Annotated in this window: 18 protein-coding genes and 1 pseudogene; 12 read left to right on the forward strand and 7 right to left on the reverse strand. The window is 73.0% G+C overall.

Annotated features, from left to right (window positions below):
• The first annotated feature begins 32 nt into the window (after positions 1–32).
• Both ACIPAE_RS16035 and ACIPAE_RS16040 read left to right on the forward strand, forming a co-directional pair.
• Positions 33–770: an SseB family protein gene (locus ACIPAE_RS16035; protein ID WP_402445600.1), complete on the forward strand. Its 738-nt coding sequence runs from the start codon at positions 33–35 to the stop codon at positions 768–770.
• 286 nt (positions 771–1,056) lie between these two features.
• Positions 1,057–1,860 carry an MIP family channel protein gene (locus ACIPAE_RS16040; RefSeq protein WP_402445602.1) on the forward strand — a complete coding sequence of 268 codons (804 nt, stop codon included), beginning with the start codon at positions 1,057–1,059 and terminating at the stop codon, positions 1,858–1,860.
• Positions 1,861–1,871: 11 nt separating this feature from the next.
• Here ACIPAE_RS16040 and ACIPAE_RS16045 read toward each other — a convergent pair whose 3' ends face one another.
• A complete protein-coding gene (locus ACIPAE_RS16045) occupies positions 1,872–2,252 on the reverse strand; it encodes a DUF1844 domain-containing protein (protein ID WP_329371337.1) in 381 nt (126 codons plus the stop codon).
• 366 nt (positions 2,253–2,618) lie between these two features.
• Between ACIPAE_RS16045 and infC the strand changes: the two genes are divergently transcribed.
• From infC to pheT, 7 genes are all read left to right on the forward strand, one after another.
• Entirely contained in the window at positions 2,619–3,269 is a 651-nt protein-coding gene (gene infC, locus ACIPAE_RS16050; protein ID WP_328473869.1) for a translation initiation factor IF-3, read from the forward strand.
• A 138-nt stretch (positions 3,270–3,407) separates the two neighbouring features.
• On the forward strand, positions 3,408–3,602 hold the full coding sequence (gene rpmI, locus ACIPAE_RS16055) for a 50S ribosomal protein L35 (RefSeq protein ID WP_328461867.1): 195 nt from the start codon (positions 3,408–3,410) through the stop codon (positions 3,600–3,602).
• 99 nt (positions 3,603–3,701) lie between these two features.
• The gene (gene rplT / locus ACIPAE_RS16060; protein ID WP_103886373.1) at positions 3,702–4,085 is read left to right on the forward strand and encodes a 50S ribosomal protein L20; all 384 of its coding nucleotides are present in this window, start codon (positions 3,702–3,704) and stop codon (positions 4,083–4,085) included.
• Between the two features lie 192 nt (positions 4,086–4,277).
• Complete coding sequence (locus ACIPAE_RS16065) at positions 4,278–5,135, forward strand: RNA methyltransferase (RefSeq protein ID WP_366412212.1); 858 nt, start codon at positions 4,278–4,280, stop codon at positions 5,133–5,135.
• 56 nt (positions 5,136–5,191) lie between these two features.
• Positions 5,192–6,367, forward strand: coding sequence for an ATP-binding protein (locus tag ACIPAE_RS16070; RefSeq protein ID WP_402445922.1), 1,176 nt, complete (start codon positions 5,192–5,194; stop codon positions 6,365–6,367).
• 193 nt (positions 6,368–6,560) lie between these two features.
• Positions 6,561–7,682, forward strand: coding sequence for a phenylalanine--tRNA ligase subunit alpha (gene pheS, locus ACIPAE_RS16075; protein ID WP_329371345.1), 1,122 nt, complete (start codon positions 6,561–6,563; stop codon positions 7,680–7,682).
• Positions 7,682–10,192, forward strand: a complete 2,511-nt coding sequence (pheT, locus tag ACIPAE_RS16080) for a phenylalanine--tRNA ligase subunit beta (protein ID WP_402445607.1) — start codon at positions 7,682–7,684, stop codon at positions 10,190–10,192. Before pheS ends, pheT begins: the two co-directional genes overlap by 1 nt.
• Before the next feature lie 393 nt (positions 10,193–10,585).
• Here the strand turns inward: pheT and ACIPAE_RS16085 are convergent, their stop codons facing one another.
• The 4 genes from ACIPAE_RS16085 to ACIPAE_RS16100 are packed head-to-tail and all read right to left on the reverse strand — an operon-like array spanning position 10,586 to position 14,515.
• Positions 10,586–11,242, reverse strand: a complete 657-nt coding sequence (locus ACIPAE_RS16085; protein ID WP_329371349.1) for a response regulator transcription factor — start codon at positions 11,240–11,242, stop codon at positions 10,586–10,588.
• Positions 11,194–12,279 (reverse strand): histidine kinase, encoded by a 1,086-nt coding sequence (locus ACIPAE_RS16090; protein ID WP_366412214.1) that lies wholly within the window; start codon positions 12,277–12,279, stop codon positions 11,194–11,196. Before ACIPAE_RS16090 ends, ACIPAE_RS16085 begins: the two co-directional genes overlap by 49 nt.
• Entirely contained in the window at positions 12,276–13,634 is a 1,359-nt protein-coding gene (locus ACIPAE_RS16095; protein WP_402445609.1) for an FtsX-like permease family protein, read from the reverse strand. Before ACIPAE_RS16095 ends, ACIPAE_RS16090 begins: the two co-directional genes overlap by 4 nt.
• A complete protein-coding gene (locus ACIPAE_RS16100; protein ID WP_402445611.1) occupies positions 13,634–14,515 on the reverse strand; it encodes an ABC transporter ATP-binding protein in 882 nt (293 codons plus the stop codon). Before ACIPAE_RS16100 ends, ACIPAE_RS16095 begins: the two co-directional genes overlap by 1 nt.
• 546 nt (positions 14,516–15,061) lie before the next feature.
• On the opposite strand from ACIPAE_RS16100, the gene ACIPAE_RS16105 reads away from it, so the two are divergent.
• Positions 15,062–15,913: an ABC transporter ATP-binding protein gene (locus ACIPAE_RS16105; protein WP_329374432.1), complete on the forward strand. Its 852-nt coding sequence runs from the start codon at positions 15,062–15,064 to the stop codon at positions 15,911–15,913.
• Positions 15,914–15,959: 46 nt separating this feature from the next.
• On the opposite strand, the gene ACIPAE_RS16110 is transcribed toward ACIPAE_RS16105, so the two are convergent.
• Positions 15,960–16,601 carry an HAD family hydrolase gene (locus tag ACIPAE_RS16110; RefSeq protein ID WP_328461845.1) on the reverse strand — a complete coding sequence of 214 codons (642 nt, stop codon included), beginning with the start codon at positions 16,599–16,601 and terminating at the stop codon, positions 15,960–15,962.
• A gap of 130 nt (positions 16,602–16,731) precedes the next feature.
• On the reverse strand, positions 16,732–17,496 hold the full coding sequence (locus tag ACIPAE_RS16115) for an SDR family NAD(P)-dependent oxidoreductase (RefSeq protein ID WP_402445614.1): 765 nt from the start codon (positions 17,494–17,496) through the stop codon (positions 16,732–16,734).
• Between the two features lie 314 nt (positions 17,497–17,810).
• Between ACIPAE_RS16115 and uppS the strand changes: the two are divergent.
• Together uppS and ACIPAE_RS16125 are read left to right on the forward strand one after the other, a co-directional pair.
• Positions 17,811–18,527, forward strand: a pseudogene (gene uppS / locus ACIPAE_RS16120) (polyprenyl diphosphate synthase); the annotation flags it as partial.
• Between the two features lie 119 nt (positions 18,528–18,646).
• Positions 18,647–20,122, forward strand: coding sequence for an oxygenase MpaB family protein (locus ACIPAE_RS16125; RefSeq protein WP_366412244.1), 1,476 nt, complete (start codon positions 18,647–18,649; stop codon positions 20,120–20,122).
• Positions 20,123–20,205: the final 83 nt, after the last annotated feature.

Genomic DNA, 20,205 nt, shown 5'->3' on the forward strand with positions numbered 1-20,205 from the left:
GGCGCGCCCGGCCCGGCGGATAGGGTGCCTTCGTGGCGTTGAAGAATATTCCGGACTCCGGGTTCGCGGAGGACGACGGGTCGGCGGACGTGGCGCTGGCCGAAGCACTCGCGGCCTACGCGGCGGGGCGGGCCTCGGACGCGGACGTGGTGGCGGCGCTGCACGGGGCACGGCTGCTCGTCCCGGTCGTGGCGGTGCTCGGCGAGGCGGAGACCGGACCCGACGGGCTGACCCGGGAGAAGAGCAGTGACATGGCGGTGCCGACCATCCAGGCGCCGGACGGGCGGCGCGCGCTGCCCGCCTTCACCTCGACCCGGTCGCTGGCGAGCTGGCGCGCGGACGCCCGCCCGGTGGCCGTGCCGCTGCACCAGGCCCTCCAGGCGCTCGCCCACGAGCACGCGGACACGCTGCTGATCGACCTGGCCGGACCGGTGACGTACGAACTGACCGGTGCCGCGCTGCGCGCCGCCGCGGCCGGACCGGCCCGTACCGACCCGCTGACCGACCCCGAGGTGCGGTCCGCGCTGCGCGCCGCCGTCGCCGCGGAGCCGGGCATCGCCCGCGCCCACCTCACCCCCGGCGGCCCGGGCACCGACGGCACCTTGACCCTGGTGCTCGCCGACGGCGCCGACGTGACCGCCGCCGCGAACCGGCTGGCCGGGGCGCTGGCCGGCGACGAGACGCTGCGCGCCGCACTGGTCCAGGGCCTGGACCTGGCCCTCCTCCCGCCGACGGCGAGCCTCCCGGGAGATCCGCTCTTCACCCGCTGAGCGCCTGCTGAGCGCCGCCGCTCCGCCGCGCCCGCGTGCCAAGCCGGACCCGTCCGCAGCCCCGCCGCGCCCCCGTTCCAGTCGGACCCGTCTACAGCCCCGCGCCCACCGCCCTCGCGCCGGGGCCCGGCGCCGGTCAGCCGCGCACCGGCCCCGAACCGGGGCCCCGCGCCGATCACGCGTCCGTTGCCCACGCCGGACAGGCGCCGCATATGCCCCGAGATGTGTGATTCACCCGTTGTGCCGACAATGCAGAGGCAGGAACTGATCATTTCGAGGAGGCGCGATGGATCGGCCAACCTTCACCGCCGCGGACGTGATGAACTACCGCCCCACCGACACCCGCGCTGTCATCTGCGAATTCGTGGGCACGCTCGCGCTCGTCTTCTTCGCGGTCGGCGCCGCGGTGCTGTCCGGCTCGTACATCGGCACCCTCGGCATCGCGCTGGCCTTCGGTTTCGTGCTGCTGGCCATCGCCTACGCGATCGGGCCCATCTCCGGCAGCCACGTCAACCCGGCGGTCACGCTCGGCATGCTGCTGGCCGGTCGGATCGAGCTGCGCCGGGCGGTCGAGTACTGGGTCGCCCAGTTCGTCGGCGCGATCGTGGGCGCCGCGCTCCTGCTGCTGGTCGCCGAGCAGGTGCCCGGCTTCAGGCGGTACGGCGCGTTCGGCACCAACGGCTACGGCACGCGCTCGGCGGTCGGCATCAACATCTTCGGCGCGTTCGTCGCCGAGGTGATCCTGACCTTCCTGCTGGTCTTCGTGGTGCTCGCGGTGACGCACAAGATCGCCGTGGTCGGCTTCGACGGCCTGCCGATCGGTATCGCGCTGGCGGTGATCCACCTGGTCGGCATCCCGCTCACCGGTACCGGCGTCAACCCGGCCCGCAGCCTCGCCCCGGCGCTGTTCGCCGGCAGCCCCGCGCTCACCCAGGTCTGGCTCTTCCTGGTCGCCCCGCTGGTCGGCGCTGTGATCGCCGCGCTCGTGCACCAGACCACCCACCCGGCGATGGCCGCCGCGAAGGCCGCCCGCGCCGCCGCCGTCGAGGCGGAGAGCGCCGCCCGCACCCAGGAGGGCGGGGCGGCGTAGGAGGGCGGCGGTCAGCCGTAGACCGGTCCGGTGAACTTCTCGCCCGGGCCCTGGCCGGGCTCGTCGGGTACCACCGACGCCTCGCGGAAGGCGAGCTGGAGCGACTTCAGCCCGTCCCGCAGCGGGGCGGCGTGGAAGGAGCTGATCTCGGTGGCGCTGGCGCTGACCAGCCCGGCGAGCGCCTGGATGAGCTTGCGGGCCTCGTCGAGGTCCTTGTGCTGCTCGCCCTCCTCGGCCAGCCCCAGGTTCACCGCGGCGGCGCTCATCAGGTGGACCGCTACCGTGGTGATCACCTCCACCGCCGGGACGTCCGCGATGTCGCGGGTCAGGTCGTCGAAGTCGGGTGCCGCGGCGGGGGCCGAGGCGTCAGTGGGGGCCGGTGCGTCGCTCATGGCCGCCACGATATGCCCCGTCCGGCCGATTACTGCCTTGGGGTCCGCGCTGCTATGCTTGGTGAACGACCGGTCGGACATCATCGTGTCCGGCCACCAAGTGGAGGCTCCGATCTCCCACCTGTTCGGCCCGTCGGCCGACGGGTCCCCGGTCAGACGGCTTCGGTCGGCGTGTCGCGCGCCCGGCTCCCGCCGTCCGATGCGCCCCGCGGAATAACGCGGCGGTGCTCCCGGTTGTGAGGAGCCCGCCTGTGTGCCGTACGGGGCGTTTTTGACGTTCGGGACCGACGCACAGGGTAGTAGCAGAAGACGACCCAAAGCGCGGCTGTCGGCCAGTCAGTCGCGTCGTGCAACCGAGGAGGCCCCATCAGCGCCGAGCCCCGCATCAACGACCGGATTCGCGTTCCCGAGGTGCGACTTGTCGGTCCCAGTGGCGAGCAGGTAGGCATCGTGCCGCTTGCCAAGGCACTGGAGCTTGCGCAGGAGTACGACCTCGACCTGGTCGAGGTCGCGGCGAACGCCCGTCCGCCCGTGTGCAAGCTCATGGACTACGGGAAGTTCAAGTACGAGTCGGCCATGAAGGCCCGTGAGGCGCGCAAGAACCAGGCGCACACGGTCATCAAGGAGATGAAGCTCCGGCCGAAGATCGACCCGCACGACTATGACACCAAGAAGGGTCACGTCGTCCGGTTCCTCAAGCAGGGCGACAAGGTCAAGATCACGATCATGTTCCGTGGCCGTGAGCAGTCCCGCCCGGAGCTGGGCTACCGCCTGCTCCAGCGGCTCGCGGAGGACGTCCAGGACCTCGGGTTCATCGAGTCGAACCCGAAGCAGGACGGCCGCAACATGATCATGGTCCTCGGTCCGCACAAGAAGAAGACCGAGGCCATGGCCGAGGCCCGCGAGGCCCAGGCAGCCCGCAAGGCGGAGCGCCAGGGCGACGCCGGCCACGACGGTGACGACGGCGAGATCGCCGAGGCGGAGGAGCAGGTCGAGGCTCCGGCCGACGCCGGCTGACACCGCGGCTCGAGTAGTACCCCGCAAGCACCGCCCGCAGGAAGCGGGCGGCTTCGGGTGGTAATAGCAGGACTGACGCTCCCCGTACGCCCTTGACCGGGCGCCCGGGAGGGCCAGCGACGAGGAGACCACGGCGCCATGCCGAAGAACAAGACCCACAGTGGTGCGAGCAAGCGCTTCAAGATCACCGGTTCCGGCAAGGTGGTCCGTGAGCGCGCCGGCGTTCGCCACTACCTGGAGCACAAGCCGTCCAGCAAGACGCGCGCCCTGAGCGGCACCGTCGAGGTGGCCCCGGCCGACGCCAAGAAGATCAAGAAGCTTCTCGGCAAGTGACCAGCGCGCCCCCGAGCGGGGCGCGCGGTCCGATCCGGGACCCCCATCGCTTTCGGACCGCGTGACCAGGTACCGCGGTCCCCTAGAAGGAGTTATCAAGTGGCACGCGTCAAGCGGGCAGTCAACGCCCAGAAGAAGCGCCGGGCGATTCTTGAGCAGGCCAGCGGCTACCGCGGTCAGCGTTCGCGCCTGTACCGCAAGGCCAAGGAGCAGGTCACCCACTCCCTGGTCTACAACTACAACGACCGCAAGAAGCGCAAGGGCGACTTCCGCCAGCTCTGGATTCAGCGGATCAACGCCGCGGCCCGTGCGAACGGCATCACCTACAACCGCTTCATCCAGGGTCTGAAGGCCGCCAACGTCGAGGTGGACCGCAAGATCCTCGCGGAGCTGGCCGTCACCGACGCGCCCGCGTTCGCCGCGCTCGTCGAGGTCGCCCAGAAGGCGCTGCCCTCCGACGTCAACGCGCCGAAGGCCGCGTGACGCTGCGCTGGGCTCAGCCGGTGTGACGGTGCTTGACGGGGTGCCCCGGTTCCTCTGGGGTGCCCCGTTCTGTCGGTTCAGGGACCGCTCACCGGTCGGCACCCGGCAGCGAACACGGCCCTCCACGGCGCAGGGCCGAACCCCCGCACGACGACCGCACGACGACTGCACCACGAAGAGAAAGCCAAGCCCGTGACCAGCCCACCCGCGGATCTGACCTCGTTGCGCTCGGCGCGGGTGACCGCCGCGCGGAAGCTGGCCAAGCGGTCGTTCCGGGCGAAGGAGCGCCGGTTCCTGGCGGAGGGCCCGCAGGCGGTACGCGAAGCCGTCGCACACCAGGGTGGCCCGGAAGGGCGGACGCTCGTCGAGCTGTACGTCACGCCGGAGGCGGAGGAGCGGCACGCCGAACTGGTCGCGGCCGCCCGCGCGGCAGGCGCGTCCCTGCTGCGAGCGACACCGCAGGTGATCGCGGAGATGTCGGACACCGTCACCCCGCAAGGGCTGATCGGGGTCTGCCGGTTCCTGGACACGCCGTTCGAGCAGGTGCTGGCCGCGCGGCCGCGGCTGGTCGCGGTCCTGGCGCACGTCCGCGACCCCGGCAACGCCGGCACGGTGCTGCGCTGCGCCGACGCGGCCGGCGCGGACGCCGTGGTGCTCACCGACGCCTCCGTGGACCTGTACAACCCCAAGGCGGTACGCGCCTCCGCCGGCAGCCTCTTCCACCTGCCGGTCGCGGTGGGCGTGCCGGTGGAGACCGCCGTCGCTCGCCTGCGGGCCCAGGGCGTCCGGGTGCTGGCCGCCGACGGCGCGGGGGAGCACGACCTGGACGCGGAACTCGACGAGGGCCGGATGCTCGGCCCGACCGCCTGGGTGTTCGGCAACGAGGCGTGGGGACTTCCCGAGGAGACCAGGGCGCTCACCGACGCGGTGGTGCGGGTGCCGATCCACGGCCGGGCCGAGAGCCTGAACCTCGCGACGGCCGCCGCGGTGTGCCTGTACGCCTCCGCCCGGGCGCAGCGCTCGCCCGCGGGGTGCCGCAGCGTCACTTGAAGCTAGTAGGGTGGCCGCCCGGGGGCCCTGAGAGGGGGGTGGCGGGGTTGGACGTAATGCCGCAGAACGGCATGCGCGGTGTGCCGGCGGGATGGGCCGCCGCCGTACCCGCGCCCGGTCAGGAGCCGCCCGCGGTACCTGCGGCCGGATCGGCCACCGACCCGTACCAGCTGGGCATCGACCCCGACGACCTGCCCGACGGCCTGGTGGTCGCCGACGAACACGGCCGGGTGATCTGCTTCAACGCCGCTGCCGCCCGGATCACCGCGCTGCGCCCCGCCGACGCGCTCGGCCGCCCGATGGAGCAGGCGCTCCCGCTGGAGGACCTGGACGGGCGCCGCTGGTGGCAGCTCACCGACCCGTACGGGGGACTCGCCATCCGTGTCGCGCAGCCCGAGCGGAACCTGCTGCTGCCCGGCGGACGCGAGGTGCTGGTCTCGGCGCGGTACGTCCGGCAGCGGCCGCGCGGGCCGGTGCGGCGGCTGGTGGTCACGCTGCGCGGCACCGAGGCGCGGCGCCGTACCGAGCGCTCGCACGCCGAGCTGATCGCGACCGTCGCCCACGAACTGCGCTCCCCGCTCACCTCGGTCAAGGGCTTCACCGCCACGCTGCTGGCGAAGTGGGAGCGGTTCACCGAGGACCAGAAGAAGCTGATGCTGGAGACCGTGGACGCCGACGCCAACCGGGTCACCCGGTTGATCGCCGAACTCCTCGACATCTCCCGGATCGACTCCGGCCGGCTGGAGGTGCGCCGCCAGCCGGTGGACATCGCCGCGGCCGTCCGGCACCACGTCGAGGCGCACGTCGCGGCCGGGCAGAGCGCCGAGCGGTTCGCGGTGCGGGTGCCCGGGCCGCTGCCGGCGCTGTGGGCCGACCCGGACAAGATCGACCAGATCCTCGGCAACCTGCTGGAAAACGCGGTGCGGCACGGCGACGGGACTGTCACCATCGAGGTGACCCGCGCCGCCGGCATCGGCGGCGACGACCGTACGACGGAGGGCACGGCAGTCACCGTGAGCGACGAAGGGCCCGGCATCCCCGAGGAGTCGATGGGCCGCGTCTTCACCCGCTTCTGGCGGGGGAGCAAGCGCGGCGGCACCGGCCTGGGGCTGTACATCGTCAAGGGCATCGTCGAGGCGCACGGCGGCACCATCAGCGTCGGGCGCGCGCCCGGCGGCGGCGCCGAGTTCCGATTTATCCTGCCCGTCGGGGCCCCCGCGTACCTGTCCTAGCCGCACCGGTGAGTCCACCGGCCCGGGCGGACCGCGGAGCAGCCGTCCCGACGGGCGCCACCGCCGGTAGCCGAGCGGAACCGCCATGGCCGATAGACTCGGCCTTTGGCATGGGTCCGGTCGGGCAGATCCTCCCCCGGAGGCACCGCCTCGGGGTCACCGCCAAGAGCATCCGAATTCGGAACGGGAAGAGATGTCGGCACCGAACAAGTCGTACGACCCAGTCGAGGTCGAGGCGTTGCAGCCGGAGCAGATCGAGCGGATGCGCGACGACGCGCTCGCCGCGATCGCGGCCGCCGCCGATCTGGACGCGCTCACCCACGTCAAGACCGCGCACGCCGGCGGCGGTTCGCCGCTCGCGCTGGCCAACCGCGAGATCGGCGCGCTGCCTCCGCAGGCCAAGGCCGAGGCGGGCAAGCGGGTCGGCCAGGCCCGCGGCCAGGTGAACAAGGCGCTCGCCGCCCGCCAGACCGAGCTGGAAGCCGAGCGCGACGCGCGGGTGCTGGTCGAGGAGGCGGTCGATGTCACGCTGCCCTACGGCCGGGTCCCGGCGGGCGCCCGCCACCCGCTGACCACCCTGGGCGACCGCATCGAGGACATCTTCGTCGCCATGGGCTACGAGGTCGCCGAGGGCCCCGAGGTCGAGTCCGAATGGCTCAACTTCGACGCGCTGAACTTCCCGCCGGACCACCCGGCCCGCGACGCCCAGGACACCTTCTTCGTGGCCGGCCCCGACGGCGCCCAGCCGTCCGGGATGGTGCTGCGCACGCACACCTCACCGGTGCAGATCCGCGCCCTGCTGGCGCGCGAGCTGCCCGTGTACGTGATCGCGCCCGGCCGGGTCTACCGCTCCGACGAGCTGGACGCCACCCACACCCCGGTGTTCGCCCAGGTCGAGCTGCTGGCCGTGGACGAGGGCCTGACCATGGCGGACCTCAAGGGCACGCTGGACCACATGGTGGTCGCGCTCTTCGGCGAGGGGATGACGACCCGGCTGCGGCCGAACTTCTTCCCGTTCACCGAGCCGTCCGCCGAGATGGACATGCTCTGCTACGTCTGCCGCGGCGCGTCCGTCGGCAACCCCGACCGCCCCTGCCGCACCTGCTCCTCCGAGGGCTGGATCGAGCTGGGCGGCTGCGGCATGGTCAACCCCAAGGTGCTCATCGCCTGCGGTGTCGACCCCCAGAAGTACAGCGGCTTCGCGTTCGGCTTCGGCATCGAGCGGATGATGATGTTCCGCCACAACGTCGAGGACATGCGAGACATCGTCGAGGGTGACGTGCGTTTCACCCTTCCGTTCGGGATGGAGATCTGATGCGGGTCCCGCTTTCTTGGCTGCGGGAGTACGTCGACCTGCCGGCCGGCACCACCGGCCGCGACGTCCAGGCCAAGCTCATTTCCGCCGGTCTTGAGGTCGAGACCGTCGAGCACGTGGGCGCCGGGCTGCAAGGGCCGCTGATCGTCGGCCAGGTGCTGACCATCGAGGAACTGGAGGGCTTCAAGAAGCCGATCCGGTTCTGCACCGTGGACGTCGGCAAGGCCAACGGGTCCGGCGAGCCGCAGGAGATCGTCTGCGGCGCGCGGAACTTCGCGGTCGGCGACAAGGTCGTGGTGATCCTGCCCGGCGGGGTGCTGCCCGGCGACTTCCGGATCTCCGCCCGCAAGACGTACGGCAAGACCTCGCACGGCATGATCTGCTCGGCCCGCGAGCTCGGCATGGGCGACGACCACGACGGCATCGTGGTCCTCCCGCCCGAGCACGAGGTCGGCACCGACGCGATCGGCCTGCTCGAACTCGTCGACGACGTCCTGGACATCGCCGTCACCCCCGACCGCGGCTACTGCCTGTCGCTGCGCGGCGTGGCCCGCGAGGCCGCGACCGCGTTCGGGCTGCCGCTGAGCGACCCCGCGCTGATCGACGTGCCCGGGCCCAAGGAGGGCGGCTACCCGGTGCAGGTCTCCGACCCGGCCGGCTGCGACCGCTTCACCGCCCGCACCGTCACCGGCGTCAACCACGAGGCCCGCTCGCCGATCTGGCTCCAGCGCCGGCTGCAGAAGGTCGGCATGCGGCCGATCTCGCTCGCCGTGGACATCACCAACTACGTGATGTTCGAGGTCGGGCAGCCGCTGCACGCCTACGACCGGACCCGGCTGACCGGCCCGATCGGGGTGCGCCGCGCCGAGGCCGGCGAGAAGCTGACCACCCTCGACGGCGTCGAGCGGGTGCTGGACGCCGAGGATCTGGTGATCACCGACGAGACCGGGCCGATCGGCCTGGCCGGCGTGATGGGTGGCGCGCACACCGAGATCGCCGACTCCGGGGTCGACTCCGGCACCAGCGAGATCGTCATCGAGGCCGCGCACTTCGACCCGGTGTCGATCGCCCGCACCGCCCGCCGGCACAAGCTGAGCTCCGAGGCGGCCCGCCGCTTCGAGCGCGGCACCGACCCGCAGGCCACCGCCGCCGCCGCGCAGCGCGCGGTGGACCTGCTGGTGCTGCTCGCCGGCGGCGCCGCGGAGCCCGGCGTCACCGACGTCGCGGTGCCCGCCGAGCCGCGCACCGTCGCGATGCCCGCCGACCACCCGGACCGGGTGGCCGGCACCGCGTACGGCCGCGAGACCGTGGTGCGCCGCCTCCAGCAGGTCGGCTGCCACGTCACCGGCTCGGACGACCTGGTCGTCAGCGTGCCGAGCTGGCGGCCCGACCTCGCCTTCCCCAACGACCTCGCGGAAGAGGTCATCCGGCTGGAGGGCTACGAGAACCTGCCCTCCACCCTGCCCAAGGTGCCCTCGCAGCGCGGCCTGACCGACTCCCAGCTGCTGCGCCGCCGGATCGGCCGCGCGCTGGCCGGCATCGGGTACGTGGAAGCGCCGACCTACCCCTTCCTCGGCGCCGAGGTCTTCGACGCGCTCGGCCTCGACGAGGACGACCCGCGCCGCCGCACCGTCCGCCTCGCCAACCCGCTGTACGACAACGAGCCGGCGCTGCGCACCACCCTGCTGCCCGGGCTGCTCGGGGCGCTGCGCCGCAACGACGGGCGCGGCACCCACGACCTCGCGCTCTTCGAGACCGGCCTGGTCTTCCACCCCAAGGACGGCGCCGGCAGCCCGCCGCGGCCGCCGGTCGACCGCCGGCCCACCGCGGAGGAGATCGCCGCGCTGGAGGCCGCGCTGCCGGACCAGCCGCGGCACGCCGCCGTCGTGCTGGCCGGGGCCCGCGAGCCCGCCGGCTGGTGGGGCCCGGGGCACCCGGCCGGCTGGGCCGACGCGATCGAGGCGGCCCGTACGGTCGCCCGCGAGGCCGGGGTCGAGCTGATCCTGCGTCAGGACCACCACGCGCCCTACCACCCCGGCCGGTGCGCCGCCTTCTACGCCGTCGCCCCCGACGGCACGGAGCTGCTCATCGGGCACGGCGGTGAACTCCACCCGCGCGTCACCAAGGCGCTCGGTGTGCCCGAGCGCACCTCGGCGATGGAGGTCGACCTCGACCTGATCGAGTTCGCCGGGGCCGGGAAACGCCCGGCGGGGCCTCGGGTGTCCACGTTCCCCGTCGCCACGCAGGACGTCGCGCTCGTCGTCGCGGCCGACGTGCCCGCCGCCGAGGTCGAGACGGCGCTGCGTGAAGGTGCCGGTGAACTCCTTGAGTCCCTGCGGCTCTTCGACGTCTTCACCGGGTCGCAGATCGGGGAGGGGCGCAAGTCCCTGGCGTATGCGCTGCGCTTCCGTGCGCACGATCGGACGCTCACCGCGGAGGAGGCGTCCGCCGCCCGCGATGCGGCGGTCGCCCGCGCGGCAGAGCGCACCGACGCGGTGCTGCGGAGCTAGCGGGACCCTCCCGGGTGCCCCCGTCCTGTGGGGTCCCGGGACCACCCGCCGGTGGGGGCTTCGCGGCCCCCCGCCGCGACGGTCCCGGTCTGATCCCGGCTTCCGCCGGTGGCGGGTTGCTCGCTCCGTCCTCCCCCCGAGTTTCGCCTGGGTGGTACCCCCACGCGCCCCTTCGGCTGTGCGCCGTTGGGGCGCGGTGCGTTCCCGGCTGCGGGTGGTGGTCTGCTGAGCGCGCAGTTCCCCGCGCCCCTTGGTAGGTGGCCCTCCTTTCGGGGAGGAGCCACGCAACTCCAGGGCGCGTGGGTGGGCTTCCACTGGCTTCGCCGGGGGGAACGGAGCGAGCAACCCACTACTGGCGGGTGGCCCCGGGGCCGGAGCGGGGAACCCGGGGGGTCAGGGGCGCCCTGGGTCGCGGAGGTATTGGAGGACCGCCAGGACTCGGCGGTTGTCGTCGGGGGCTGTCGGCAGATCCAGCTTCGTGAAGATGTTGTTGATGTGCTTGCTGACGGCGTTCTCGGTGATGACGAGGGCGGAGCCGATCCCGGCGTTGGAACGGCCCTGCGCCATGAGGGAAAGCACCTCGCGTTCGCGGGGGGTGAGCCGGGTGAGGGGTTCGTGGCCGCCGAGGCGGGTGACCATCGCGGCCACCACCTTGGGGTCGAGCACCGTCGCTCCGCCGGCCACTTGCCGTACGGTCTCCACGAAGTCCGGGACGTTGCCCACCCGGTCCTTGAGGAGGTAGCCGATGGCGCCCTCGCCGGACCGCAGCAACTCGCGGGCGTAGAGCTGCTCGACGTACTGGCTCAGCACGACCACCGGCAGGCCGGGGCGCCGTTCACGCGCCTCCAGCGCCGCGACCAGCCCCTCGTTGGTGAAGCTCGGCGGCATCCGGACGTCGACGATCGCGACGTCGACCTTCTCGCGGGCCAGGACCTCCGCCAGTGCCTCGGGATCGCCTACGGCTCCGGCGATCTCGAAGCCGTGGGCGCCCAGCAGCCGGGTCAGGCCGTCCCGGAGGAGGGCGAGGTCTTCGGCGATGACAACGCGCAAGGTACCTCCATCGCCACCCGGGTCGGGCCACCGGGCGGGCTGTCCACTGTGACGGTGCCGTCGAAGACTTCCAGCCGGCGGGCCACCCCGCTCAGCCCCGTACCGGCGCCGGGTGCGGCGCCGCCGACCCCGTCGTCACCGACGACGACCGACAGGGTATCGGCGCGGTGGTCGAGGCGGACCCACGCGCCGGCGGCCCGGCTGTGCTTGACGACGTTGGCCAGGCATTCGGTGATCGCGAAGTAGACCGCCGACTCGACCGGCGCTTCGAGCCGCCCGGGTACGTCGGCGGTGACCTCCACCGGCAGTGCCAGGTCGAGTGCGACCGCCTCGACCGCGCCGACCAGGCCCCGGTCGGCGAGGACCGGGGGCTGGATGCCCTCCATGACGGTGCGCAACTCCTCCAGCGCGGTCAGGGTGGTGCCGCGCGCCTCGACGAGGAGTTCGGCCACGGCGTCCGGGTCGCGCGACAGCAACTCGCCGGCCAACCCCAGGTTCATCGCCAGCGACACCATCCGGGCCTGCGCCCCGTCGTGCAGGTCCCGCTCGATCCGCTTGAGTTCGGCCGCCTGCACGTCCAGCACGCCGCTGCGGGTACGGCGCAGCGCGGCGACCCGCTCGGTCAGTTCCCGCTCCCGCTCCCGGGCCAGCGGCAACCACCAGGCGTGCGCGAGCAGTGCCAGCGTCACCACCGGGATGGTGAACACGGGCCAGAAGAATCCGCGACCGGACAGCGCCCACACGGTGACGTCGAGCGCGATGTACACGGCGCTCAGCGCGGCCTGGACCGTGAACGCCCGGCTGCGGCCCGGCGGCCGGTCCAGCGCCCACCGCAGCGCGCACTGCGTCACGAGGTTCAGCCCCAGGCCGAACCACACCCAGCGCGGCCAGAAGTAGTGCGACGGGCCCGCCATCCACACGATGGTGGGGGCGAGTCCGAGGGGCACGGAGGCCGCCGCCTGCCACCACAGCAGCGCACCCCAGCCGGGCCGGCGCCGCCGCTCGCCCGCCCGGAGCGCACCGGGGTCGGTGGTCACGACGCCACCGCTCCCCGCAGCACGGCGGTGGCCGGGACGCGGGTGGTACGGCGGGCGGAGCCCAGCCCGGCGGCGAGCGTCAGAACGGCGACACCGGCCACCACGGCGACGTAGATCCCCGGTGAGGTGTCGGGCACTGCCTTGTCGGTCACGGCCAGACTGTAGGGCACGATCGACAGCAGCGCGGCGAGCGAGCCGAACAGCACCCCGGTGACCAGCGTCAGCACGGTCTCCGCGCCGACCAGCCGGAGGATCTGCCGCGGTGTCGCGCCGGTCAGCCGCAGCTGTGCGAACTCCCGGTGCCGTGCGCTGGTATCGGCCACGATCAGGTTCACCAGCATCACGGCGGCGAACACCGCGAGCATGCCGACCACCACGTAGTTGAGGGTCGCGGTGCTCTTGTCGTCGGCGTTCATCACCGGGTGCGCGGAGTTCCAGATCGCCTGCATGTAGAGGGTGCCGACGGAGATCGCCGTGCACACCACGATCGGCATCATCGGGGTCGCTGCCCGCTGGAGCCGACGGCGCACCCCCAGCACGCCGAGCTGTCCGCCGGCGCCCAGGGTTTCCAGCAGCGGCCCGAGCACGGCGACCGCCGCGCGCAGGATCACCGGTGCCAGCAGCGCGAAGCCGATCGAGGAGAGGATCGCGCCCTCGCCCGCGACGGACTGGCTCTGGAGCTGCTTGCCGTCGACCACGGTCGCGGTCAGCACCGCGCAGTTCGCACCGGCCAGGACCAGCACCACTCCGGCGACCAGGCGGAACCGGCTGGTGCGGTGCCCGCCGCCGGCGGCGTCGAGCTGGGCGTCCCGCACCCGGCGGTGGGCCGTGCGGCGCGCGGTGATCCAGGCCGCGGCCAGTGCCGCCAGCAGGCAGCCGCCGGCACCGACCGCGAGCGCGGCCGTGCCGAAGCGGTAGCCGATGCCGTGGTGCACCTGGTCGGTGTCCTGGAGTATGCGCAGCAGTCCGTATCCGCCGCCGTAGCCGAACGGGATCGCGAGCAGCGCGCCGGCCGCGCCGACCAGTGCCACCTCGCCCACCACCAGCCGCACCGCCTGTCCGGGCGTAGCGCCCAGGCTGCGCAGCAGCGCCAGTTCGGCGGCGCGCTGCCGGGAGGCGACCGCCAGGGTGGTGCCTACGGCGGAGGCCACCACGATCGCGCCCCAGCCGCCGACCACCATCGCCATGATCGTCAGTGTGGTCCGGTCGGTGCCGTGCACGCCCGGGCCGCCCGCGGTGTCGAGCATCGAGGCGAACGCCATCAGGATCGCCGCGCCGAGGAAGACGGAGAGGAAGCCCGCCAGGAAGCCGCCGCGCCGGTGCCGGACGGAGGCACGCGCCAGTCCGGTCGCCATCACGCCACCGCCTTCGGGGCGAGGCCGGTCACGCGGGCCCCCGCGGCCGCGGAGTGGGGAGGGGCACCGGTGGTCCGGGCGGCGGCGGCCGTCGCGGCCCGCGCGTCCAGGTGCGCCATCCGCCGGGCCACCTCGTCCGCGTCCGGGTTCGGCAGCTCGTCCACCAGCGCGCCGTCGGCGAGGAAGAGCACCCGGTCCGCGTACGACGCGGCGACCGGGTCGTGGGTGACCATGACCACGGTCTGCCCGAACTGCTGGACGCTCTCCCGCAGCAGCGCCAGCACCTGCCGCCCGCTCGCGGTGTCCAGGGCGCCGGTCGGCTCGTCGGCGAAGAGCACCGCCGGGCGGCTGACCAGGGCCCGGGCGATCGCGACGCGCTGCTGCTGGCCGCCGGACAGTTCGGCGGGCTGCCGGTCGGCGAGGTCGGCGATGCTCAGCCGCGCGAGGACCGCCGCCACTTCGCCGCGGCGCGCCCGCCGACCCGCCAGCCGCTGCGGCAGCGTCACGTTCTGCGCCACTGTCAGGTACGGGATCAGGTTGTAGTGCTGGAACACGAAGCCTATCCGGGACCTGCGGAACCTGGTCAGTTCCGCCTCGCCGCCGCCGGGCAGTTCGTCGCCGGCCACCAGGACCCGGCCCTCGGTCGGCCGGTCCAGGCCGGCCGCGCACTGGAGCAGGGTGCTCTTGCCGGAGCCCGAGGGGCCCATCACCGAGGTGAAGGTGCCGCTTGCCAGGGTGAGCGAGACGCCGTCCAGAGCGGTGACGGGGTGACCCGCGCCTTCGTAGACCTTCGTCACCGATGAGAGGCGCAGTGCCTCCCGGGTGGTTCCTCCTGTGCCCTGCGAGCTGGCTGTTTTCGACCCGACCCCGTTGCCGCGCATGGTTCCGACCTCTCCTCGCCATCCGTTTTCCCGTCGAGTTCGACGCTACGGATTGCGGGGGCCCGGCAACATGAAGTCAGCATCCCGCTTTCGTACTACAGCTAACCCCACCCCCCGGGTGCCCCCGTCCTGTCCGTCCCGGGACCACCTGCCGGTGGGTTGTCGTTCGCGCAGTTCTCTCCCCAGAGCTTCGCCTGGGAGGTGCCCTCACGCCCCTGGGTCGGTGCGGCCATTCCGGCTGCCTGTGGTGGTTGCTCGTCGTTGTCGGGCGCGGAGTGGGGCGTGAGCGTTTGAGGGCGAGGGGTGGAGCCGGGGAGCGCGGGGGTACGTAAGAGGGCGAAATGCGCGAAGGTGGTGAATGGCGGCTCACGGAGGAGTGGAAACGTGGCGGATGAGGGCGCTGGGCGTGGGGGCGGTCGCCCGGAGCAGCCGGAGCGTCCGGGCGGCGGACGCGGCGCCGAGTCACCCGACGAGGTGGAGCGGATGGCACGGATCGAGCGGATGGAGGAGTTGGAGCGGGCGGAGTCCGAAGAGGCGCGGGCGGAGATGGATGAGGCCGCGCCGACGCGGTTGGCGGCTGAGGAGGGGGCGGAGGCGGAGGCCGATGGGCCGGCCGAGGGCGCCAGGGAACGCGGGGGGCCGGTGCTTCCGCTCGTTCCGACGGTCGTGGTGGACGATTTGCACGTGGTGTACCGCATCCACACCGCGGGATCGGGCCACAGCAACGCGGCCACGGCGCTGGCCCGTATGGTGCTGCGGCGCGGCTCGCCCAACATCCACCTGGTGCACGCGGTGCGCGGCGTGTCGTTCACCGCGTACCGGGGCGAGGCCATCGGCATCATCGGGTCGAACGGCTCCGGCAAGTCCACGCTGCTCAAGGCGATCGCCGGACTGCTGCCGGCCGAGCGCGGCCGGGTCTACACCGAGGGACAGCCGTCGCTGCTGGGGGTGAACGCCGCGCTGATGAACGACCTGACCGGGGGCACCAACGTGGTCCTCGGCGGGCTGGCGATGGGCATGACCCAGGAGGAGGTCCAGGCCCGCTACCAGCAGATCGTCGACTTCTCCGGCATCAACGACAAGGGCGACTTCATCACGCTGCCGATGCGCACGTACTCCTCCGGCATGGCGGCCCGGCTGCGCTTCTCGATCGCCGCCGCGAAGAACCACGACGTGCTGATGATCGACGAGGCACTGGCCACCGGCGACCGCGCGTTCCAGAAGCGCTCGGAGGAACGTATCCGGGAACTGCGCGAGGAGGCCGGCACCGTCTTCCTCGTGTCGCACAACAACAAGTCCATCCGCGACACCTGCGACCGGGTGTTGTGGATCGAGAAGGGCGAACTCCTCATGGACGGACCCACGGACGAGGTCGTGGACGCGTACGAGAGGAGCTGACCGGTGAAGGGAAAGGGAGCCGGCCGGGGATGAGCGGGAGGGCGGCTCAGTCCTGGAGCAGGCCGGCGAGTTCGGTCAGCGAGTCGACCCGGAAGTCCGCCGCCGCGACCACCCGCGGGTCGTCCGCCCACAGGTGTCCCCACGGGCCGCGCCTCAAGTGCGCGGTGCGCAGGCCCGCTTCCTTGGCCGGGTGGATGTCGTTGGCCGGGTGGTCGCCGACGTAGAGGGTCTCGGCGGCCGGTGTGCGGGTGGTTTCCAGCAGGCGGACGAAGAACGCCGGGTCGGGCTTGGCCACGCCCCACTCGCCCGACGTCGCGACGCCGTCCGCCGGCAGGTCGAGGTCGCGGAGCAACTGCCCCGCCCTGGCGGTCTGGTTGCCCGCCACCACCACCCGGACGCCGGCCTGCCGCAGCGCGGCGAGCGAGGGCCGTACGTCCGGGTAGAGGTCCGTCTCGTCGAGGTGCTCGCCCCGCCCGGCGGCTTCGCGGGCCGCGTAGGCGGCGTCCATGTCCAGGCCGGGGCGCAACAGCCTTATGGCGTCCGCGTTGTCGTCGCCGCGTGAGACCACCGCTCCCACCAGCGCGGAGACGGTGTGCCGGGGCACGCCGAGCCAGTCGGCCCACCCGGCCCAGAAACGGCTGTCGGACACGAGGGTTTCGCCGATGTCGAGGGCGACGGCTTTGATCACGTTGCCCACATTAGGCGCATACGGTCGGTAGCCACGCAAGACCGCGCCGCCCGCGCGCCCGGGACCGGGGGAGTGCACGCAGCCACGTCACAGCCGTATCGGTCACGCCGTATCGGTCACGCCGTGTCGGTCATGCCTTGGCGGCCGGCGGGCGCCAGGCGTTCCAGGTGTCGAGCCGCGCCGGTAAGCCGCTTCGACGACGGGATGGGGGTAGGTGCCGAGGGAGAGCCGGAGTGGCGGTTCGCCGGTGTCGACGAGTTCGAGGATGACGTCGGCGGTGGCCCCCGGGTCCTGTGGCGCTCGGGCGGTGGCGCCGGCGCGGCGCGCCTCGCCTCGCCTCGCGGACCGGCTCGTAGGCGGCGATGGGTTCGGTGTGCACCGCGGACGCGCCGGACCAGTCGGTGCCGTAGGGGCCGGGTTCGACGATCGTGACGTGGATGCCGAACAGGCGGACCTCCTGAGCGAGGGCCACGCTCATGCCTTCGAGCGCCCACTTGGAGGCGTTGTACAGGCCGAGGGCGGGGAAGGCGGCGACGCCGCCGATGCTGGACACCTGGATGAGGTGCCCGCCGCGCCGGGCGCGCAGGAACGGCAGCGCGGCCTGCGTCACCCGCAGCGGACCGAGCAGGTCGGTGTCGAGTTGGGCGCGGGCCTGCTCCTCGGTGGTCTCCTCGACCATGCCGAAGAGGCCGTAGCCGGCGTTGTTGACGACGACGTCGAGGTGGCCGAAGGTCCCGGCGGCCTGCCCGGCGGCGGTGACGGCGCCGCGGTCGGTGACGTCGAGCCGGAGCTGCGGCCACTCGCTGAGCGGCGGAGCGGGCGCCGCATAATCGGGCTGGCGTGCTACGGGTGAATCCCCGCCGATCTTCCTGCGCCCGCGCCCCGGGGTGGGCACTCTGCTGAGTGCCGGACCGATCGCGGTCGGGCCCTGCCGGGCCGGTCCGCGGCGGGGGGAGGGTGCGCGGACAGCGGGGGGCACATGTGACGGTCGACGAACGAGACGGTGCGGCACCGATTCCGGCCCCAGTTCCGGCACCGGGTTCGGCCCCAACTCCGGCCCGGGACCCGGTTCCGGCCCCGGACCCGGCCTCAGCCCCGGTCGCCGCGCCGCCTGCGGACTCGGCCGCTTCCGCGGTCCCGGCGCAGGCCCGTCCGCATCCGTCCCGCCCGCCCCACTCTCCCCCTCCGCCCGACGAGGGGCGGCCCAGGGCCGTACCGCGGCACGTCGCCTGCGTGATGGACGGCAACGGCCGATGGGCCGAACAGCGGTCCCTGCCAAGGACGTCGGGCCACCGGGCGGCCGAGACACCGGTGATCGAGGTCATCGAGGCGGCGCGGTCGGCCGGGGTGAAGTGGCTGAGCCTGTACGCGTTCTCCACGGAGAACTGGCGCCGCCCGAGCACCGAGGTCGACTTCCTCATGCGGCTGGTGCGCCGCGTCGTGCGCAAGCACGCCGCGCTCCTGCACGCGCGCGGCATCCGCTGCCGGTTCCTGGGCGTCACGGACCCGAGGATTCCGGCGCCGCTGGCCCGCGACTTCGCCGACCTGATGACGCTGACCGCGCCGAACCGGGGCATGACGCTCACCGTGGCGTTCGACCACGGCGGCCGCCGGGACATCGTCGAGGCGGCGCGTTCCCTCATCCGCAGCGAGACCCCGGCCGAGGACGTCGACGAGCGGCACTTCGCCGCCCATCTGCCGTTTCCCGACACCCCGGACGTGGACCTCGTGATCCGTACGTCCGGCGAGCAGCGCATCTCCAACTTCATGCTCTGGCAGGTCGCCTACGCCGAGTGGATCTTCCCGCCGGTGCTCTGGCCCGACTTCCGCGCGCCGCACTTCCTGGAGTGCGTACGCGCCTACCAGCACCGCGATCGCCGCTTCGGCGGCGTGACCCCGCACCCGAACGGAGAGACCCACCTGTGACGGACGTTGGCAGCAGCAGCGGCGCGAGGCGCACCGGCCCCAGGAGCGGCGGCCCGACGAACACCGGTCCGGGCGGCGCCCCTTCGGCGCCCGGCCCCGAAGTCCCTTCGGACGACTCTCTGTTCGGCCCCGACTCGCAGTTCCACCGGTTCTTCGACGACCCGCGCTGGGCGCTGGCCGTGGTGCGGGCCACCGTGCTGGAGGCCGCCCACCCGCAGGTGGGTGCCGCCCTGATCGACAACTCGACGTTCGTCGCCCATCCGTGGCGGCGGCTGCGCAACACCCTCGTCAGCCTGCAGCGGATGTTCGGCCCCGACGAGCACATCCGGCAGCGGGAGGCCGCGCGCCTCAACCGCCTGCACGCCAGGCTGTCCGGCACCGACGCCCAGAACCGCGCCTACGACGCCATGGACCCGGAGGTCCGCGCCTGGGTGGTCGCCACGCTCTTCGAGAGCTCGGTCACCATGTGCCGGCTGAGCGGACAGCCGCTCGACCAGGCCACGATGGCCCGGCTGTACGCCGAATTCCTCGCGTACCTGGCCGCGTTGGGGGACAAGGGCGGCCATCTGCCGCCCACCCTGCCGGAGTTCTGGAAGTACTACGACCGCGTGGTCGAGGAGGAACTGGAGAACACGGACGCGGTGCGCGTCATCCTCTACAAGCTCTTCGACCACCTCCCGGCGCCGCCTCTGCTGGACGGCCTGCCCACCGTGTGGGCCGCGGGCCGCGCGCTCGCCGGGCCGGTGATCGGCACGATCACCGTGGCGTCCCTGCCGGAGCCGTTCCGCCGCCGGGCCGGGCTGCCCGAGACGCCGGGCGCCCAGACGCTGATGCAGGGCGCGTACATGGCGGCCGGCCTGGCCCGTTTCCTGCCCGAGGGCTGGGTGCGGACCGAGAGCGTCACCAACCTCCTCTACCTCACCCCGGACAGCGACGACCCCCAGGCGGCGACGCTCAACGCGCTGCGCGACCAGGTGAAGCGGGCCGGAGCGCTGTTCCGGCTGGTCGTGCCGCTGCCCGGGCCGCGCGGCCACGAGCACGACGAGGACCTCGGTCCCGCACGGGGAAGCGAGCAGGACCGGGACCGGGAGCGCGGTCCCGTACGGGCGGAGGCCGGGACCAGGAGCGCCGCCGAGTTCTTCACCGAGGTGCTGGACCAGACCGGTGACGGCTATCTGGACTGGCCCGATCTCGCCGCGATGGCACGGGAGTTGTCCTCCCGGCTCGATCTGGACGAGCCGGAGGAGACCCGGCTCTACAACGCCTTCGCCGCCTGGTGGAAGGAACTCCAGTCCGACCTCGACATCGACGGCGACGGCCGGATCAGCGCGGAGGAGTACGCCGCCGCGGTGCCGTCCCTCGCCGGGCCCGCGCTGATCCGGGTCGCCGAGGTGCTCTTCGACGTCACCGACGCGGACGGCAACCAGGTCATCGACGCGGAGGAGTACCGGGCGCTGTTCCGTACCGGATTCCGCCGCACCATGACGGACGGTGAAGTCCGGTACTCCCGCAGCGCGTTCGTGCAGGACTTCCTCTCCTTCATGGCGGGCCGGGCCCGCTCCACCGCCTACGACCCGCTCCTCAGCGAGGCGTGAGGCGCGGGCCGGGGAGCGAACAGGGACCGGTACACCGGTACGAGGAACCGGGCAGGGACCGGTACGACGGACCGGGCAGGGAC

It is taken from the genome of Streptomyces sp. NPDC087270, assembly GCF_044744625.1.
In the GTDB taxonomy this organism is placed as follows: domain Bacteria; phylum Actinomycetota; class Actinomycetes; order Streptomycetales; family Streptomycetaceae; genus Actinacidiphila.

What these genes read in the sequence shown, in the direction of transcription:
- ACIPAE_RS16040 (WP_402445602.1), top strand. Translation starts at nt 1,057, where the DNA reads ATGGATCGGCCAACCTTCACCGCCGCGGACGTGATGAACTACCGCCCC.
- ACIPAE_RS16045 (WP_329371337.1), bottom strand. Translation starts at nt 2,252, where the DNA reads ATGAGCGACGCACCGGCCCCCACTGACGCCTCGGCCCCCGCCGCGGCA.
- rpmI (WP_328461867.1), top strand. Translation starts at nt 3,408, where the DNA reads ATGCCGAAGAACAAGACCCACAGTGGTGCGAGCAAGCGCTTCAAGATC.
- ACIPAE_RS16070 (WP_402445922.1), top strand. Translation starts at nt 5,192, where the DNA reads ATGCCGCAGAACGGCATGCGCGGTGTGCCGGCGGGATGGGCCGCCGCC.
- pheS (WP_329371345.1), top strand. Translation starts at nt 6,561, where the DNA reads ATGTCGGCACCGAACAAGTCGTACGACCCAGTCGAGGTCGAGGCGTTG.
- pheT (WP_402445607.1), top strand. Translation starts at nt 7,682, where the DNA reads ATGCGGGTCCCGCTTTCTTGGCTGCGGGAGTACGTCGACCTGCCGGCC.
- ACIPAE_RS16095 (WP_402445609.1), bottom strand. Translation starts at nt 13,634, where the DNA reads ATGGCGACCGGACTGGCGCGTGCCTCCGTCCGGCACCGGCGCGGCGGC.
- ACIPAE_RS16100 (WP_402445611.1), bottom strand. Translation starts at nt 14,515, where the DNA reads ATGCGCGGCAACGGGGTCGGGTCGAAAACAGCCAGCTCGCAGGGCACA.
- ACIPAE_RS16105 (WP_329374432.1), top strand. Translation starts at nt 15,062, where the DNA reads ATGGATGAGGCCGCGCCGACGCGGTTGGCGGCTGAGGAGGGGGCGGAG.